At 70.6% G+C, this 15,420-nt stretch carries 16 protein-coding genes; 6 read left to right on the forward strand and 10 right to left on the reverse strand.

Translation table 11 applies throughout. The annotated features are described in order from the left end of the window. Positions 1-73 precede the first annotated feature (73 nt). The 5 genes from ACGFJ2_RS53535 to ACGFJ2_RS53555 all read right to left on the reverse strand — a co-directional run bounded on the left by ACGFJ2_RS53535 (position 74) and on the right by ACGFJ2_RS53555 (position 6,672). Positions 74-1,600, reverse strand: a complete 1,527-nt coding sequence (locus tag ACGFJ2_RS53535; RefSeq protein WP_358197641.1) for an alkaline phosphatase D family protein — start codon at positions 1,598-1,600, stop codon at positions 74-76. 65 nt (positions 1,601-1,665) lie between these two features. Then, positions 1,666-3,408: a hypothetical protein gene (locus tag ACGFJ2_RS53540; protein ID WP_393482112.1), complete on the reverse strand. Its 1,743-nt coding sequence runs from the start codon at positions 3,406-3,408 to the stop codon at positions 1,666-1,668. Further along, positions 3,401-5,182 carry an HSP90 family protein gene (locus tag ACGFJ2_RS53545; protein WP_357946169.1) on the reverse strand — a complete coding sequence of 594 codons (1,782 nt, stop codon included), beginning with the start codon at positions 5,180-5,182 and terminating at the stop codon, positions 3,401-3,403. The genes ACGFJ2_RS53540 and ACGFJ2_RS53545 overlap by 8 nt, the downstream gene beginning before the upstream one ends. 93 nt (positions 5,183-5,275) lie before the next feature. Beyond that, positions 5,276-5,857, reverse strand: a complete 582-nt coding sequence (locus ACGFJ2_RS53550) for an HAD family phosphatase (protein WP_357946166.1) — start codon at positions 5,855-5,857, stop codon at positions 5,276-5,278. Next, positions 5,854-6,672, reverse strand: coding sequence for a hypothetical protein (locus tag ACGFJ2_RS53555; protein ID WP_358197665.1), 819 nt, complete (start codon positions 6,670-6,672; stop codon positions 5,854-5,856). Before ACGFJ2_RS53555 ends, ACGFJ2_RS53550 begins: the two co-directional genes overlap by 4 nt. Before the next feature lie 160 nt (positions 6,673-6,832). On the opposite strand from ACGFJ2_RS53555, the gene ACGFJ2_RS53560 reads away from it, so the two are divergent. Next, positions 6,833-7,111 carry a helix-turn-helix transcriptional regulator gene (locus tag ACGFJ2_RS53560; protein WP_357946160.1) on the forward strand — a complete coding sequence of 93 codons (279 nt, stop codon included), beginning with the start codon at positions 6,833-6,835 and terminating at the stop codon, positions 7,109-7,111. 44 nt (positions 7,112-7,155) lie between these two features. Here ACGFJ2_RS53560 and ACGFJ2_RS53565 read toward each other — a convergent pair whose 3' ends face one another. Next, complete coding sequence (locus ACGFJ2_RS53565) at positions 7,156-7,983, reverse strand: hypothetical protein (RefSeq protein ID WP_358197682.1); 828 nt, start codon at positions 7,981-7,983, stop codon at positions 7,156-7,158. A gap of 113 nt (positions 7,984-8,096) precedes the next feature. Between ACGFJ2_RS53565 and arfB the strand changes: the two genes are divergently transcribed. Next, the gene (gene arfB / locus ACGFJ2_RS53570) at positions 8,097-8,504 is read left to right on the forward strand and encodes an alternative ribosome rescue aminoacyl-tRNA hydrolase ArfB (RefSeq protein ID WP_225291497.1); all 408 of its coding nucleotides are present in this window, start codon (positions 8,097-8,099) and stop codon (positions 8,502-8,504) included. Positions 8,505-8,518: 14 nt separating this feature from the next. Here arfB and ACGFJ2_RS53575 read toward each other — a convergent pair whose 3' ends face one another. Beyond that, entirely contained in the window at positions 8,519-9,082 is a 564-nt protein-coding gene (locus tag ACGFJ2_RS53575; protein WP_357946154.1) for an NAD(P)H-dependent oxidoreductase, read from the reverse strand. A 117-nt stretch (positions 9,083-9,199) separates the two neighbouring features. Here ACGFJ2_RS53575 and ACGFJ2_RS53580 point away from each other — a divergent pair, with 117 nt between their 5' ends. Continuing rightward, entirely contained in the window at positions 9,200-10,192 is a 993-nt protein-coding gene (locus ACGFJ2_RS53580; RefSeq protein WP_393482118.1) for an aldo/keto reductase, read from the forward strand. A 24-nt stretch (positions 10,193-10,216) separates the two neighbouring features. Here ACGFJ2_RS53580 and ACGFJ2_RS53585 read toward each other — a convergent pair whose 3' ends face one another. Next, positions 10,217-11,137 (reverse strand): acyl-ACP desaturase, encoded by a 921-nt coding sequence (locus ACGFJ2_RS53585; RefSeq protein ID WP_357946373.1) that lies wholly within the window; start codon positions 11,135-11,137, stop codon positions 10,217-10,219. 83 nt (positions 11,138-11,220) lie between these two features. Between ACGFJ2_RS53585 and ACGFJ2_RS53590 the strand changes: the two genes are divergently transcribed. Continuing rightward, a complete protein-coding gene (locus tag ACGFJ2_RS53590; RefSeq protein WP_393482121.1) occupies positions 11,221-11,688 on the forward strand; it encodes an NUDIX domain-containing protein in 468 nt (155 codons plus the stop codon). Here the strand turns inward: ACGFJ2_RS53590 and ACGFJ2_RS53595 are convergent. Together ACGFJ2_RS53595 and ACGFJ2_RS53600 are read right to left on the reverse strand one after the other, a co-directional pair. Further along, on the reverse strand, positions 11,651-12,274 hold the full coding sequence (locus tag ACGFJ2_RS53595) for a hypothetical protein (protein WP_393482124.1): 624 nt from the start codon (positions 12,272-12,274) through the stop codon (positions 11,651-11,653). The genes ACGFJ2_RS53590 and ACGFJ2_RS53595 overlap by 38 nt on opposite strands. A gap of 42 nt (positions 12,275-12,316) precedes the next feature. Further along, positions 12,317-13,105 carry an HAD-IIA family hydrolase gene (locus ACGFJ2_RS53600; protein ID WP_225291503.1) on the reverse strand — a complete coding sequence of 263 codons (789 nt, stop codon included), beginning with the start codon at positions 13,103-13,105 and terminating at the stop codon, positions 12,317-12,319. 53 nt (positions 13,106-13,158) lie between these two features. Here ACGFJ2_RS53600 and ACGFJ2_RS53605 point away from each other — a divergent pair, with 53 nt between their 5' ends. After that, on the forward strand, positions 13,159-14,349 hold the full coding sequence (locus ACGFJ2_RS53605) for a M20 family metallopeptidase (RefSeq protein ID WP_393482128.1): 1,191 nt from the start codon (positions 13,159-13,161) through the stop codon (positions 14,347-14,349). 15 nt (positions 14,350-14,364) lie between these two features. After that, positions 14,365-15,327, forward strand: coding sequence for a zinc-binding alcohol dehydrogenase family protein (locus ACGFJ2_RS53610; protein ID WP_358197731.1), 963 nt, complete (start codon positions 14,365-14,367; stop codon positions 15,325-15,327). The last annotated feature ends 93 nt before the right edge of the window (positions 15,328-15,420 follow it).

Consider the following 15,420-nt stretch of genomic DNA (forward strand, 5'->3'; position numbering starts at 1 on the left):
CTCGGCCGCGTTCCGTTGAGCGAACCCTCAGCCGTTTGACAGCGAACGTTCAGGTACGAACGCGCGGACGGGCTCAGGCTCGGGCTCGGGTGGTGGCCGGGATGGTGAGGCTGTGGGCGGTCTTGGCCGGGGCGCCCTTGCGCGAGATGTAATCCAACGTCCGGAAATCTACCGAAATATCGTCACGAGTGACCTTGGCCATCAGGTAGCCCCGCCGCTGGTCGATGTAGGAGATGTGCGGGTTCTCCTGCAGCGACTCGGCGATCCACGTCCGGTCCCGGTACCCGTCCCCGTCGCTGGCGATCGACGACGTCACCAGCTCCTTGGCCACCACGGGCGAATCGGGGTCGTCGAAGTCGGTCTTGAGGTCGGCAAGGTGGTGCATGTGGGCGTCGCCGGTCAGCACGACCGGGTTCGAGGTGCCGGACAGCGAGCCCAGCAGCCGGGTCCGCTCGGCGGCGTACCCGTCCCACGCGTCGAGGTTCACCTCGCGGCCCGGCCCGACCTTGTAGTCGCGCTGCGCCATCAGGATCTGCTGCCCGAGGAGGTTCCACCGGGTGCCGGAGCCGCGCAGGCCGTCCTCCAGCCAGCGCCACTGGTCGGCGCCCAGCAGCGTACGCCCGGCCGACAGCCGCTCGTCGCACCCCGCGCGTACCCCGTCCAGGCACGCCTGGTCGTCACGGAACTGCCGGGTGTCGAGCAGGTGGAAGCGGGCCAGCGACCCCCAGGAGACGCGCCGGTTCACCCGCAGCACCGCGCCCTGCAGGCTCGCCCGGCGCAGCGGCATGTTCTCGTAGTACGCCCGGAAGGCGTCCGCCCGGCGCCGGGTGAAGTGGGGAGCGTCGGTGCTGGAGACGGACCCGGCCCAGTTGTTCTCCACCTCGTGGTCGTCGAAGGCCACCAGCCACGGCGCCACCGCGTGCGCCCGCTGGAGGTCGTGGTCGCTCTTGTACTGGGCGTGCCGCAGCCGGTAGTCGGCCAGCGTCTCGCACTTGCCCGGCGTGTGCGTACGCACCCGGCCGGCCAGCGCGGTGTAGCCGCTGGGGCCGTACTCGTACATGTAGTCCCCGAGGAAGACCACCAGCTCGGGCTCCTGCTCGGCCAGCCGCCGGTAGGCGGTGTAGTAGCCGTGCTCGTAGTGTGCGCACGCGGCGACCGCGAACGTGAGCGGCACCTCTCCCGTGGGCGTGGTCCTGGTCCGGCCGGCGGGCGAGAGCCTGCCCTCGCTCTTGAACCGGTAGAAGTAGTCGCGCCCCGGCTCCAGGCCGGCGACCTCGACGTGGACGCTGTGAGCGGCGCCCGGCCGGGCCTCGGCCGTACCGGACTTGACGATCTTCGAGAAGCGCTCGTCGGTGGAGACCTGCCAGTCGACGTCCACATCACGGGAGGGCATGCCGCCGCGACCGTCTCCGGCGAGGGGGTTCGGGGCGAGGCGGGTCCAGAGGACGAAGCCGTCGGTGGACGGATCTCCGGAGGCGACGCCTAGGTTGAACGGGTCGGATTTGAGGGTTCTGGTCTGCTGGAAAGAGGCTGCTGCTGCCTGCTGGGATGGCGCGAGGAACGTCACTGCCGCCGCGGCGAGGAAGGATCTGCGGTCCACGGTCCAGGTATGTCCACCTCGACTGACAGGGTTGTGACAATGGAGTCAAGGCTGGATGAACAGCGTCAGTCCTCCTGCTCCGTCTCTTCTCGCAGTGGCTCTTCTCGCAGTCCTTCCAGAAGTTCGCGGGCTCGCATGGCGCCGATCTGATCGTCGAGGGCCAGATAGGCGTCGAGGGCTTCCTGGCAGCGTTCGGCCGCGGCCTCGTGGCACTTGGCCCACTCGAGGGCGACGGCCTCGTCGTAGCCGAGCCCGGCGAGCTCCCAGACCGCCTCCCGCCGTCGCCCTGCGTCCGACTGCCCCGTGTCCGACTGCCCCGTGTCCGACGGTCCTGTGCCCGGCTCCCCCGCGTCCCGCTCCCCCGCCTCCGACGCCGCGGTCAGGGCGGCTCTGGCTTGGGCGTACGCCTCGCTGATCTCGGCGAAGTCGTCGCTGGCGAAGTAGACGCACTTCGCGCGCTGCCTCATGGCGCAGCCTGCGGCGAGGAGCTCGCCGGCGTTCCGGTAGAGGTCCGCCGCCGCCGCGTACGCCTGTGCCGCCTCCACGTCCAGATCGAGGTCGGCCAGCTCCTTGGCCGTCTCCATGGCCGCGGCCGGGTCGCCCGCCGCGCGCAGGGCGGCCAGCCCGGCGTCGTGTTCGCCCAGCTCGAACAGCTCGCGGATCGCCGTACGGCTGTCGGTGTCCGCCGGGTTGATCCGTCCGGCCGGCTCGCCGCGGCGGGCGGGCGAGACGAGCGGGAGGTGGGCGACCAGCGGCTCGGCCGCCAGGGTGGCCGCCACGCGACGCGTGTGGACGTCGTCGCCGTTTCGGACGTCGAAGCGGGCGGCGATCTCCCGCGCCCCGGCCGCCAGCTCCGCGTGCAGCTCCGGCACCGGCACGTCACGGCCGGCCCGCCGTACGGTGAGACCGTCGTGGCCCGTCTCCATCAGGCGGCGCAGCACCAGCGCGGCGCCCGTCATGAACGAGCGGGCCTGCGCCGGCGACGGCGGCCGCTCCAGCAGCGGCAGCTCCCGCTCCAGGATCTCCAGCCCGCGCGTCTCGTTTCCGGTCAGCGCGCAGAATTCCAGGTGGTCGCCGATGTCGTCCAGATATCCGAGCTGTCCCTGCACGATGCGGTACGCCCGGCGGTGCGCCTCCGCGGCCTCGTCCAGATGTCCGGTCTTGAGGTACGGCGTGAGCAGGGTGCACAGGATGCTCTGCGGCTGCACTCCGCAGGAGAACTCGCCCGCGACGACGGGCCCGCCGACGGCCACGGCCTCCTCGTACCGGCCCAGCGACGCCAGCACGTACGCCCGGCCGCCCAGGTCGCAGGCGCGGCAGTCGGACAGGTCGTCGCGCGGCGCGGTCTCCCAGCGGTGCAGCCACTCCTCGACACCCGGCTCGTCGCCGAGGTGGAGCGCGACGCGGCAGCGCTGCGCGTACACGGCCTGAGGTGCTCCGGCCTCGCGGTAGCGCCGCTCCATGTCGTCCAGCGCGTCCAGCGCCCGCCGCAGCGGGATCTCCGGGAACCTGCGCATGTCGCTCATGATCCACTTGAACTGCCAGAGCACCCTGCGCGCCTGCCACTCGGTGAACCGGCCGGGCTCGGCGTCGTAGGCGGCCACGGTCCGGGAGAAGGTGGCGAACGACTTCGCGGGCTCGCCGCCGTACTGGTAGGCCTGGGTGAGCGCGAGCCGCGCCGCGATCGCCGGCTCCGGCTCGCGCAGCGCCTCGGCCTCGCGCAGCGCCCGCTCGGCCAGCACGGTCCTGGCCTCCCCGTACGGCAGGCGCGCCGCCTCCGCCAGCAGCGTCTCGACCTGGTCAGCCATGCGTGCCCCCTTGCACGGCCCAGTCGAGCAGGCCGAGGAACGAACGGTTGAGCGCCGCGGTGTCGGCGGGCCGCAGCGGGTGATGCCCGTGGAGCAGCGCCATGCCGTACAGCGCCTCGACGGCGGTGGCGGCCAGCGTCAGGTCCGGCAGCCCGGTGACGCGGCGGACCAGCGGGTTGCGGTGATTGAGCACCAGCCTCGGCCGGTCCACCGCCAGCGTGCGCTCCATCGCGCCGAGCACGTCGGCCCAGAGCTCGTCCCCCAGGTCGCGGGCCTCGCGCAGCTCCGCGTGGTGCTGGGCCGCGCGGCTGGTCAGGTAGAGGGCGGGCAGCGAGGCCGGGTCGAAGTCGCGCAGCACCACCTCGCAGCCGAGCGGGTCGAGCACCCGCGCGGCGGCGCCGAGGAAGGGGCGGGCGCGTAGTTCCGCCTCGAGGTCCGCCGGGCCCAGGTGCGTGACCAGCTCGCCGGGGTCGAGGCGGGCCAGCCGGGCGTCCGGGTCGATGCGGGTGAGGCGGGGCAGGATCTCGCTGTCGTAGACGTAGCCGCCGTTGACCAGGCCGACGCCCTGCGCGCCGGAAACGGCCGCGAGCTGGCGGAACTCGTCGACGCTGGTGGTGTAGCGGCCGTTCGGGTGCCTCGACCTGAACTGGGCGAGCGTCATCCGCCCGGCGCTGGTCTCATACTCCAGCCATTGATCGACCAGCCTGAGCATCTCGTCGTCGTGCAGGGCCAGGGCCTTGACGCCCAGGTGGTGCAGGCCCAGGAAGGCGCGCAGGCCGTCGGGGTCGGTCTCGGCCAGCCGGACCAGCCAGGCACGCAGCTGGCGGCCGAGCTCCAGGCGGGTGTGTTCGAGGAGGTCGTCCTCGTAGAGCGCCTCGCGGCTGGCGGTGGGCCGCAGCTCGGCCGCGTCGACGACGCCGCGGGCGAAGAACGCCCAGTCGGGCAGCAGGCCGTCGGCGCTCTCGGTGAGGAGCATGCGCTTGAGGTAGACGCGGTGGCCACCGCGGATGGCCGGGTTCGCCGGAGTGGGCAGGATGTAGGCCACGCCGGTGAGCCCGGCTTCGGGGACGTGGAGGTCGACGACGTCGAGCGGCGTGAACCCGAACAGCTCCGCGCAATGCTTTTGCAGGAAATTCCGTCTTATCGCGGGAGAAGCGTGCTTTGTCTGCCAGGGCGGGGCACCGACGGTGGTGCGGCGGCCGTTCACGGTGACGTCGATCGGCAGGAGCGAGCCGTACAGCTCCGCCAGTTCGGTGATCGTCCGCTCCGTCACCCACTCGGCGGCGTCCGGCCGCGCCGCGAGGGTGACCGTGGTGCCCGGCTCGTCCCGCTCCTCCCCCGCCGGCGCCACCTCGTAGCGGCCGTCGGAGCGTCCGGTCCAGAGCACGGTCGGGCCGCCCGTCGCCGACCTGGTCCGCACGCTGATCTCATCGGCCACCAGGAAGCCGGACAGCAGGCCGATGCCGAACTGGCCGAGGAACTCGTGCCGGGCGAAACCCAGCTCGTCGCGCTTGGAGGAGCGGCCGATGGTGGCCAGGAGCACGTGGACCTCGTCCTCGGTGAGGCCGATGCCGGTGTCGTGCACGCTGAGCCGCCCATCGGCCACCTCGATGGTCACCGTGGCGGGCGCCTCCGGGTCGGCCGCCCGGCGTGCGGTGATCGCGTCGGCCGCGTTCTGGAGGAGCTCGCGTACGTACACGCGGGGGCTCGAGTACAGGTGGCGGCTGAGCAGGTCGACCACGCCGCGCAGATCGACATTAAACGCGCTCTCCATTTGAAACACCATAAATCACACAAGACATGATCCGCCGCTCGATTAACGCTCCTCACACCTTGAGCGCCTTGAACGCCTCACGCCTTGAACGCCTCACGCCTTGAGCGCCTCCCGCAGCGCCTCGGCGGAGGTGAAGTGGACGCCCGTCATGCCCGCGCGCTCGGCCCCGGCGACGTTCTCCGCCCGGTCGTCGATGAACACGATCTCGGCCGGGTCGGCGTCGAGGTCGGCCGCCATCCGGTCGAAGATCTCCCGGTCCGGCTTCACCAGGCCCATCCGGCCGCTGTAGAAGCGGTGCTTGATGTTCGCGATCCAGGGCAGCCCGTCCAGGCCGTCGGCCAGGCAGGCGGGCGCGTTGGACAGCAGGGCCACGTTGCCGCCGTCGTCCAGGAGATCGTTCAGGATGGCGACCGTCCCCTCGTCCGGGTAGGCCCAGCTGGCTACGTCCATCGCGACCAGCCGGGCGATCTCGGCGATGGAGGCGGGCCGGCCGAGCACCGCCGACCAGTAGGCGGCCGGAGACAGCGCCGCCCGGTCGAACTCCAGGCGGTGCTCCCAGTAGGCCCGCTTGAACGCCTCGGGATCGGCGTTCACCGCCTGGGCCATCTCGTCGGCGTCGGACTCGGACTGGGGCAGGGACAGCACGTTGCCGTAGTCGAAGACAATCCACGTCATGGCAGGAATGGTCGCAGATGCGGGTCGAGTGCCGGGCAACCCAGGTATTTCTCGGCGGTGTGGAAGTCGATCCAGTCGAGATTGACGAGCTCTTCGACGTCCACTCCGGTGAAGCTGCCACACAGATCGGGTGGGATGGCCGCGATGTCGTCTTTGTCGGCGATGTTCACCCAGCGCTTGACTCCGGCGGGCCGGGAGCCGAGGCCGTTGATCGGGGCGGGCAGGAGGCGCTCGAAGATCACGTTGCGCATGCCCAGCGGGCTGCCGAGAGTGATGAGCAGGTCGACCTCGAGGTCGGGGTTGGCCCAGAGCGTCTCGTAGGCCACGACGCTGCCCAGCGAATGGGCGATCACCACCCGGGGGCTGTGCTTCCTGATCGTGTCGCGGACGGCCTCCTGGCACCTCTCACGCCGGGCCGGGTCGGTCAGGTAGGCCGCCACCTCCGGCGCGAACAGCGACGCGAACGCCGCCGACCTGCTGTCGAGCCGGGCCAGCAGCCACCCGGTGAACAACTTGAGCGCTCCGGTGAAGCGCTCCCCCAGGCCCATGTTCCTGGCCCAGTCGACGAGCACCTGGTGGGCGGAGCCCTGCATGGCCGCGAACGCCTGCGGGCCCTCCTTGGGCCGGCCGTCGTGCAGCAGGTGGGAGAAGTAGGCCACCTCGCTGAAGTACGCCCGGTGCTCTCCCCCGAGCGCCGCCTGTAGGTAGCGGTCCCATTTGCGGCGCATCGCCTCGGCCGCCCCGGTCGCGGAGTTGCCCGCCGCTACGTAGTAGTTGTACTTGCCGATCCCGTGCACGCCGACGATGCCCGCCACAGCGCCCTCCCTGTTTCCCCGTGATTCCCGGAGATGGTGACACACCTCACTTGCAGATCGTTTGCCGGTTTAGTCTTGCCTAAAGGTTTAGGTAGAGCTAAAGTTGAGTCACCAGGAACCGACCGCTGAGAGCGAGACCGAGATGGCCTTTCGCCGGAGCATGCCTGACGAGGTGAGCCCGGGCGGTCTCGCCCAGGACGCCGTCGACGAGATCACGTGGTATATGCGTGAACACAAGGTCTCGCGGGCCGATCTGGCCGCCTCGATGGGCGTGTCGCCGGGCCGGGTGAGCCAGATCCTGTCGGGGGACGAGAACCTCACGCTCCGCACTCTCGGCGCCGTGGTCAAGGCGCTCGGCGCCCGCATCGAGTTCACGCTGAGCGAGGCCGAGGAGGAGTCCATCCTGCTCGTCGAGGAGACTCGCGGCTCTCGTGGGTGAAGCCTGAGCGGCCCGTCTCATAGGGGCGGCGTGAGCGGCGCGTCTCATGGGTGCGGTCTGAGCGACGTGGCGATTCGCGACCGCGTCGGCGGTACGAACCTGGGCAGCGACCGATACCCGCTCCGATAGGCCGAGGCCAGCAGCCGCAGCACGTCGTTCTCGGCGTCATGCCGGAGGATGCCGTGTAACCGGGTCAGATCATTGATGTAGCGCTCATACCTGGCCAGCCGCGTGTGCCGGGAGCCGCGCAGCGCGGTGATCACCTTGGACCGCGACGCTCCGTCCTCGACCAGCGCGGCCACGTCCAGCCGCCGCTCGATCGCGTCGAGCCTGGCGTGCACCCGCTCCTTCCTGCGCTCCTCCACCGAGAGCCGCTCGCCGATGCGCTCGTGGTAGCGGTTGGCGGCCAGGCTCAGCTCGTAGACGCTCCACGAGTCGTCGACCCGCTTCTCGCACCAGACCCGCTGGTCCTCGGCCATCGCCTGGTCGAGCTTGGCCAGCAACGACACCAGCCAGAACGTCGCCGCCTCCTTGGCCAGCGAGCGCCGGTCGTCCTCGCGGGAGCGCACCTGACTCAGCCACAGGCCGCCCGGCGCGACCGCGCCCAGCACCGTGGACAGGTAGTTGTTCAGCAGCTCGCCGCCCACCAGCGCCACGGCCGAGGAGACCAGCCCGGTCAGCAGGATGATGACGATCGCCAGCCACCAGCCGCCGGGCCCGAACGGCCGGCCCTTGCCCTGGCAGCGGAGTAAGAGGAATCCGGTGGCGGAGGCGATGGCCAAGGGCACTGTCAGGGCTATCTGCGTCGCCGTCACGTGCACCAGGGCCAGCTGCACCGCCGTCACGTGCACCACGGAATCGGCCTCCCCCACAGATCGTTCATTCCATAGTCGCAGCGGCGTCTGTGATTGGAAATCCCATTGCTTTGGGCATATGTCGCTCAGGTACGGTGACATTCCACTTCGGAGAACAGGAGCACCCCGCCATGCCCGGCCCGCTGGTCGTCAACGACTCGGTCGTCATCCCGGACGCCGAGCTCGTCTGGCGTTTCTCCCGCTCTTCAGGCCCGGGCGGCCAGGGTGTCAACACCACGGACAGCCGGGTGGAGCTCGTCTTCGACGTGTCGGCCACCACGGCGCTGCCGCCGGAGCTCAAGGCCCGCGCCCTCGACCGGCTCGGCTCCCCCACGATCACCATCGCCGCGTCCGAATACCGCTCCCAGCTGCGCAACCGCGAGGCCGCCGAACAGCGCCTGGCCCAGCGCATCCGCGAGGCCATCGCGCCCCCGCCCAAGCGCCGCCGCGCCACCAAGCCCAGCCGGGGCTCGGTCGAGCGCCGCATCGCCACCAAGAAGCTCCGCTCCGACGTGAAACGCCTGCGCCGCAGCCCCTGACCCGTTAGCCGGGACTATGCCGAAGGGCCCGCCAGGACGAGCCGGGGCGTGAACACGGGCCGCGTCCTGTGCGGTACGGGGCAGAGCTGGCCGACCAGTTCCCGTACCTGGTCGCGCAGGTAGAGCGCCGTCAGACGGCCCTGGTCGTCGAAGTGCGGGCAGGTGGGCGAGAGCACCAGCTCCGTGCCCATCACGACCGCGCCGGCGCCGGTGAGCTCCTTGAACAGCTCGGCCTGCGCCCACATGGCGCCGCAGGCGCGCACGCTGGCGCTCATCACGGCGACATGCTTGCCCGCCAGGCGCCCGCCGGTCGACATCCAGCGCAGCGCGTGGCCCAGCTCAGCCGGGAGCAGGCTGTGCTCGGGCGCGGTGATCAGCACCGCGTCGGACTCGTCCAGCTTGCGCAGCAGGCCCGCGACCTGCTCCGGTACGGGACCGAGGGAGTGGGGCGGGACCGTGCCGAGCCCCCGCCAGCACTCCAGGCGCGCCCCCCGGGGCAGCTCACCCTCCATTGCCTCCAGCAACCTGGTGATGAACGATCCCGCCTGGAGGCTCGCGGCGATCCCGAAGATTCTCACCCTTCACTCCCAGGGATGTTGATGTGTGGCCCGTAGTCCTGAACCTTCCCGATGTCGCGGATGTCCAAGACCATCTCCGGGTCAAGAGGGGGCACGGGCTTACCCGATGATGGGCCGATGGAATACGTACGCGTGGGAACGTCGGGCCTGAAGGTGTCGCGGATCGGCCTGGGCATGATGAGCTACGGCGACCCGGCGGCCTCGCCCTGGTTCCTGCCCGAGGAGGCCGCCGAGCCGATCGTGCGCCGGGCGGTGGAGGGCGGGGTGACCTTCTTCGACACCGCCGACATGTACTCCGGGGGCGTCAGCGAGGAGATCACCGGCAGCCTGCTGCGCCGGCTCTTCGACCGCCGCGAGGACTACGTACTGGCGACCAAGGTCGGTTACCCCATGGGCAAGGGGGTCAACGATCGCGGATTGTCGCGCAAGCACATCCTGGACTCGATCGACGCGTCACTGCGGCGGCTCGGCACCGATCACGTGGATCTTTACCAGATCCACCGCTGGGACGACGAGACGCCCGTCGAGGAGACCATGCGGGCGCTGGATGACGTGGTCAGGGCGGGCAAGGCCCGCTACATCGGGGCTTCACTCATGTACGGCTGGCAGCTGGCCAAGGCGCAGCACGTGGCGAAGGCGGCGGGGTTGACCAGGTTCGTGGCGATGCAGACCCGCTACAACCTCGCCTACCGGGAGGAGGAGCGCGAGGTGCTTCCCTACTGTGCCGACCAGGGGCTGGGCGTGCTGCCGTACAGTCCGCTCGCCCGCGGCCTGCTGGCCGGCGGGGAAGGGCGGGCCACCACCAGGGCGGCCCACGAGGACCGTGCGCCCGAGAACGACGGCGTCGTGGCGGCGCTGCGGGCCGTCGCCGGGGAGCGCGGCGTGCCGCCCGCGCGGGTGGCCCTGGCCTGGCTGCTCGGCAAGAAGCCCGGCAACGGCACGGCGGTCGGGCACGCGGCGAGCGCCGTCGCCGCGCCGATCGTGGGGGCGACGCGCCCCGGCCACCTCGACGACGCGCTCGCCGCCGTGGACCTCGTCCTCACCGCTGACGAGGTCGCCCGCCTGGAGGCCCCTTACCGGCCGCGCGAACCCTTCGGCTACGGCTGGTGATCGGCAAAGGGCCCGGACTCTCGATCAGCGCTGGGCGGCGCGAGCCTTGCGTTCGGCCCGGCGCTCGACGAACCTGGCCGCCGTCGCCTCGGTCTTGGCCAGGAACTCGGCCAGCTCCTCCCGGGCCTGCTCCCCGCCGGCGTCGAGGCCGGTCTTGTCGAACACCGACCACTGCTTCAGCACCGGCATGAGCACGTCGTCGAGGTGCAGGCGCAGGTCGTAGATGCCCTCGTGAGCGATGATCATCGCCTTGCGGGTGAAGCCCTCGATGCTGGAGCCGGGCATCTGGAAGGTCTTCACGACGTCGGTCACGGCGCGCATGGTCTGGTTGGGGTCCAGCTCGAAGGCGGCCTTGAGCAGGTTGCGGTAGAAGAGCATGTGCAGGTTCTCGTCGGCGGCGATCCTGGCCAGCAGCCGCTCGCAGCCTTCGTCGCCGGAGGCCCGGCCGGTGTTGCGGTGGGCGATGCGGGTGGCCAGCTCCTGGAAGGAGACGTAGGCCAGCTGCTCCAGCATCGTGCCGTACTCGGTGGCGAAGCCCGCCTCCATGTGCGTCATGCGGGCCCGCTCCAGCGCGACCGGGTCGACCGCGCGCGTCACCGTGAGGTAGTCGCGGATCGCGACGCCGTGCCGGCCCTCCTCGGCGGTCCAGCGCTGCACCCAGGTGCCCCACGCGCCGTCACGGCCGAACGTCGTGGCGATCTCGTGGTGGTAGCTGGGCAGGTTGTCCTCGGTGAGGAGGTTGACGATGAGCGAGACCCGGGCGGCCTCGGGCAGCTTCGAGTCGCTGTCCTGCCAGGCCTCGCCGCCGTAGACGCCGTCGAAATCGCGGCCTTCGCTCCACGGAATGTACTCGTGCGGGAACCACTCTTTCGCCATCGCGTTATGGCGGTCGAGCTCCCCGGCGACCACGGGCTCCAGCTCGTGCAGAAGTTGCGTCTGCGTCATCGCCTTCAAGATCGTCTCCCTGTAGGTTACGGTACCGTAAGTTAGGCTACCCGAAGGTCATACCGGCCAAATAGGGTGGTCGTATGCGACCGAGTGTCCGTGGCGTCCTCCTTGACCATGACGAGCAATTAGTGATCTTCCGCCGGACGGTCCCGGGCCGCCAGGTCTACTGGTCCGTGCCCGGCGGCCATGTCGAGCCCGAGGACGCGACCCTGGAGCACACGCTGCACCGGGAGCTGCTGGAGGAGCTGGGCGCGACGGTCTCGGGCGTGACCCCGCTGACCACGGTCACCTATCCGTGGCAGGGCGAGGTCAAGACTCAGCACGTATATGGCTGCCGCCTGATCGACATGGATCCGGCCCTGCGGCACGGGCCCGAGTTCGAGGACCCGTCGCGCGGCGTCTACGAGGTCGTACGGCTGCCGCTGCGGGAGGCGGAGATCACCTCCCGGCACGTCGTCCCCGAGGCCGTGGCCGCCTACCTGTCGCGCAACATCAGCGCGCTGCCGCGGCTCATCGGCGGTCCTCGATCTCCCACAGATGGTCGATGACGTGCCAGGCGGTCCGCCGCACGGCGTAGGCGGGCGGCCAGCCGGTGGTCTGCGGCGGCTGCCAGGGGCGTGACAGCACCTCGGCCAGCTCCTCGCGCATGGCGTCGCGGTCCGCCGGGCTCTTGTAGGGCTTGTGCCGTACGTCCACCTTCCGGGCGTAGGCACGCTCCGCCTCCGCGACGTGCGCCACGACCTTCGACAGGTCGCGCCCGCCGCCCCGCGGCCCCTTGCGCAGCTCCTCCGGAGACTCGGCGGCGACCTCGTCGAACAGCTCCCAAGCGGCGCGCAGCAGCGCCACCCGGCGTCCCGCGGTCTCGGCGTCGATCGGCTCCTGGTCGAGCTCGGGAATCGCGAACGGCGCGCCGAAGTCGGTCATCTCGCTGCCCGGCTCGCGGGCGACCACCACGGGATCGCCCGGCTCGAACGGCAGCCCGGCCCGCTCGGCGATCACCCGGTAACGCGGCGCGTAGTCCACGAGCAGGTCGATGGCCGCCTCCTCGCCCTTGGCCACGCGGCACCAGCCGGGCCACTCCAGCGAGCAGGCGAAGACCTTCTTGGGGCCGACCTCCAGGTAGATATGCGTCATACGGGGCACCTTGCCAGGCTTACCTGCCAACCAGTGTCAGGTTCAGATCAGGTCGATGAGATCCGCCACCGAGTCGACGACCAGCGACGGCCGGAAGGGGAAGCGGTCGATCTGCTCGCGCTGGGTGACGCCGGTGAGCACCAGGATCGTGTAGAGCCCGGCCTCCATCCCGCACACGATGTCGGTGTCCATCCGGTCGCCGATCATCGCGGTGGTCTCGCTGTGCGCCTCGATCTCGTTGAGCGCGCTGCGCATCATCCGCGGGTTGGGCTTGCCGACGAAGTAGGGCTCGACGTCGGTGGCCTTGGTGATCATGGCGGCGACCGCGCCGCAGGCGGGCAGCGAGCCTTCGGTGGACGGGCCGACCGGGTCCGGGTTCGTGGCGATGAAGCGGGCGCCGCCCTCGATGAGGCGGATCGCCCGGGTGATCTGCGTGAAGCTGTAGGTACGCGTCTCGCCGAGCACCACGTAGTCGGGGTCGAGGTCGGTCAGCACGTAGCCGACCTCGTGCAGCGCGGTGGTCAGCCCGGCCTCGCCGATCACGTAGGCGGAGCCGCCCGGCCGCTGGTCGTCGAGGAACTGGGCGGTGGCCAGCGCCGAGGTCCAGATCGACTCGGCGGGCACCTCCAGACCGGCATTCGCCAGGCGTACCGAAAGATCCCGCTGGGTGTAGATGGAGTTGTTCGTCAGCACCCGGAATTTCTTGCCGGACTCGCTGAGCCGCTTGATGAACACATCCGCACCCGGGACGGGCCGGCCCTCGTGTACGAGGACGCCGTCCATGTCGGAAAGCCAGGAGTTGATCCGCTTACGCTGAGTCACGCGGCCCATCGTACAGAGTGTCCCTTATCGACTTCCCGACCAGCACATGAAGAATGTTGTTCATGTCGTTCACTGAATCCGCGCGGGACCTGCGGGACGAGCTCGTCCGGCTGCGTCAGTCACTGCACACCACTCCCGAGATCGGCCTCGCGCTGCCGCGTACCCAGGAGAAAGTCCTGACGGCGCTCGACGGGCTGCCCCTGGAGATCACCACCGGGAAGGCGCTCAGCTCGATCACCGCCGTGCTCAGGGGCGGCCGGCCGGGTCCGGCGGTGCTGCTGCGCGGCGACATGGACGCGCTGCCGGTCACCGAGCGCAATGATCTGCCCTACCGGTCGCAGATCGACGGGCAGATGCACGCGTGCGGCCACGACCTGCACACCGCCATGCTCGCCGGCGCCGCGCACCTGCTCAGCGCGCGGCGGGCGGAGCTGGCCGGGGACGTCATCTTCATGTTCCAGCCGGGCGAGGAGGGTCATGAGGGCGCCAAGCACATGATCGAGGAGGGCGTGCTGGACGCGGCGGGCGCGCGGCCCGTCGCCGCGTACGGGATGCACGTCGTCTCCTCGATGCTGCCCCCGGGCCTGTTCGCCTCCCGGCCCGGGCCGCTCATGGCCGCGGCCGACGTGTTCGAGGTGACGGTGAAGGGGCGCGGCGGGCACGGCTCCAGCCCGCACCGCGCGCTCGACCCCATCCAGGCGGGCTGCGAGATGGTGACGTCGCTGCAGGCGATGGTGACCAGGACGTTCGACGTGTTCGACCCGGTCGTGGTCACGGTCGGGTCCTTCCACGGGGGCACGGCCGACAACGTGATCCCGGACGAGGCGCGCTTCGAGGCGACGGTGCGCACGTTCTCGCCGGGCAACCGGGAGCTGGTGAAGCGGCGGCTGGTGGAGGTGGTCGAGGGCGTCGCGGCCGCGCACGGGCTGTCGGTCGAGGCGTCGTTCGGGATGGGCTACCCGGTCACCGTGAACGATCCCACCGAGGCGGACTTCGTCTCCAGGACCGCCGAGGAGCTGTTCGGGCCCGGACGCTACTTCGTCTCGCCGCAGCCGGTCATGGGCTCGGAGGACTTCTCGTACGTGCTGCAGGCCATCCCCGGGGCATTCGTCTTCCTGGGGGCGTGCCCGCCCGACCGCGATCCGGCCACGGCGCCGTACAACCACTCCCCCGAGGCGCAGTTCGACGACTCCGTGCTGCCGGACGGCGCCGCCCTGTACGCCTCCCTGGCGCTGTCCCGGCTGGCGTCCTGAGCTGAAGGGGGCCCGATGAAGGCATGGATTCCGGATCCGGACCGGCTGCTGGTCATGGTGGACAAGCCCATGCCGGAGCCGGGCGTCGGGGAGGTGCTGGTCCAGGTCGAGGCCTGCGGTGTGTGCCGGACCGACCTGCACCTGGTCGAAGGGGACCTGCCGCCCCGTCACCCCGCGATCTCGCCCGGCCACCAGGTCGTCGGGCACGTGGTCGGCGGGGACGGGGACGTCGGGCAGCGGGTCGGGGTCGCCTGGCTCCGATGGACCTGCGGGGCCTGTCGCTACTGCCTGGACGGTAAAGAAAATCTTTGCCTTTCGTCCGCTTATACCGGGTGGGATGCCGACGGCGGTTACGCGGAGTATCTGACGGTGCCCGCCGCCTACGTCTACGCCCTGCCCGAGGGGGCGCCCGCCGAGAAGCTGGCGCCCCTGCTGTGCGCCGGGATCGTGGGCTATCGGGCGCTGCTCCGAGCCGACCTGCCGGAAGGCGGCCGGCTCGGGGTCTACGGGTTCGGTGCGTCCGCCCACCTGACCGCGCAGGCGGCCATCGCCCATGGGGCCGTCGTCCACGTGGTCACCAGGTCAAGCGCCGCCAGGGAGCTGGCCCTGGAGCTGGGCGCCGCCTCCGCCGGAGACCGGCCGCCCGAGCCGCTGGACGCGGCCATCCTGTTCGCGCCCGTGGGCGATCTGGTGCCCGTGGCGCTGGCGGCGCTCGACCGGGGCGGCACGCTCGCCGTGGCCGGGATCCACCTCACCGACATCCCCACGCTGAACTACGAGCGCCACCTCTTCCAGGAACGGACGCTACGGAGCGTGACCGCCAACACCAGGGCCGACGGACGGGCCTATCTCGACCTGTCACTCGGGCGTCCGCCGCACGTGATGACGACGCCCTATCCCTTCGGCAGGGCCGCCTCCGCGCTCCGCGATCTGGCAGACGGGCAGGTCAACGGGGCTGCGGTGCTTATGCTGGGCTAATGGCGCCGAGCGCCATCGACATGGGGCATGAAGGAAAGTTACATTAGCCTCACAACACCTGGAGATTATTGACGTGACCTGTGCGTGACCGTA

Source organism: Nonomuraea sp. NPDC049028, assembly GCF_043197735.1.
Lineage (GTDB): Bacteria > Actinomycetota > Actinomycetes > Streptosporangiales > Streptosporangiaceae > Nonomuraea.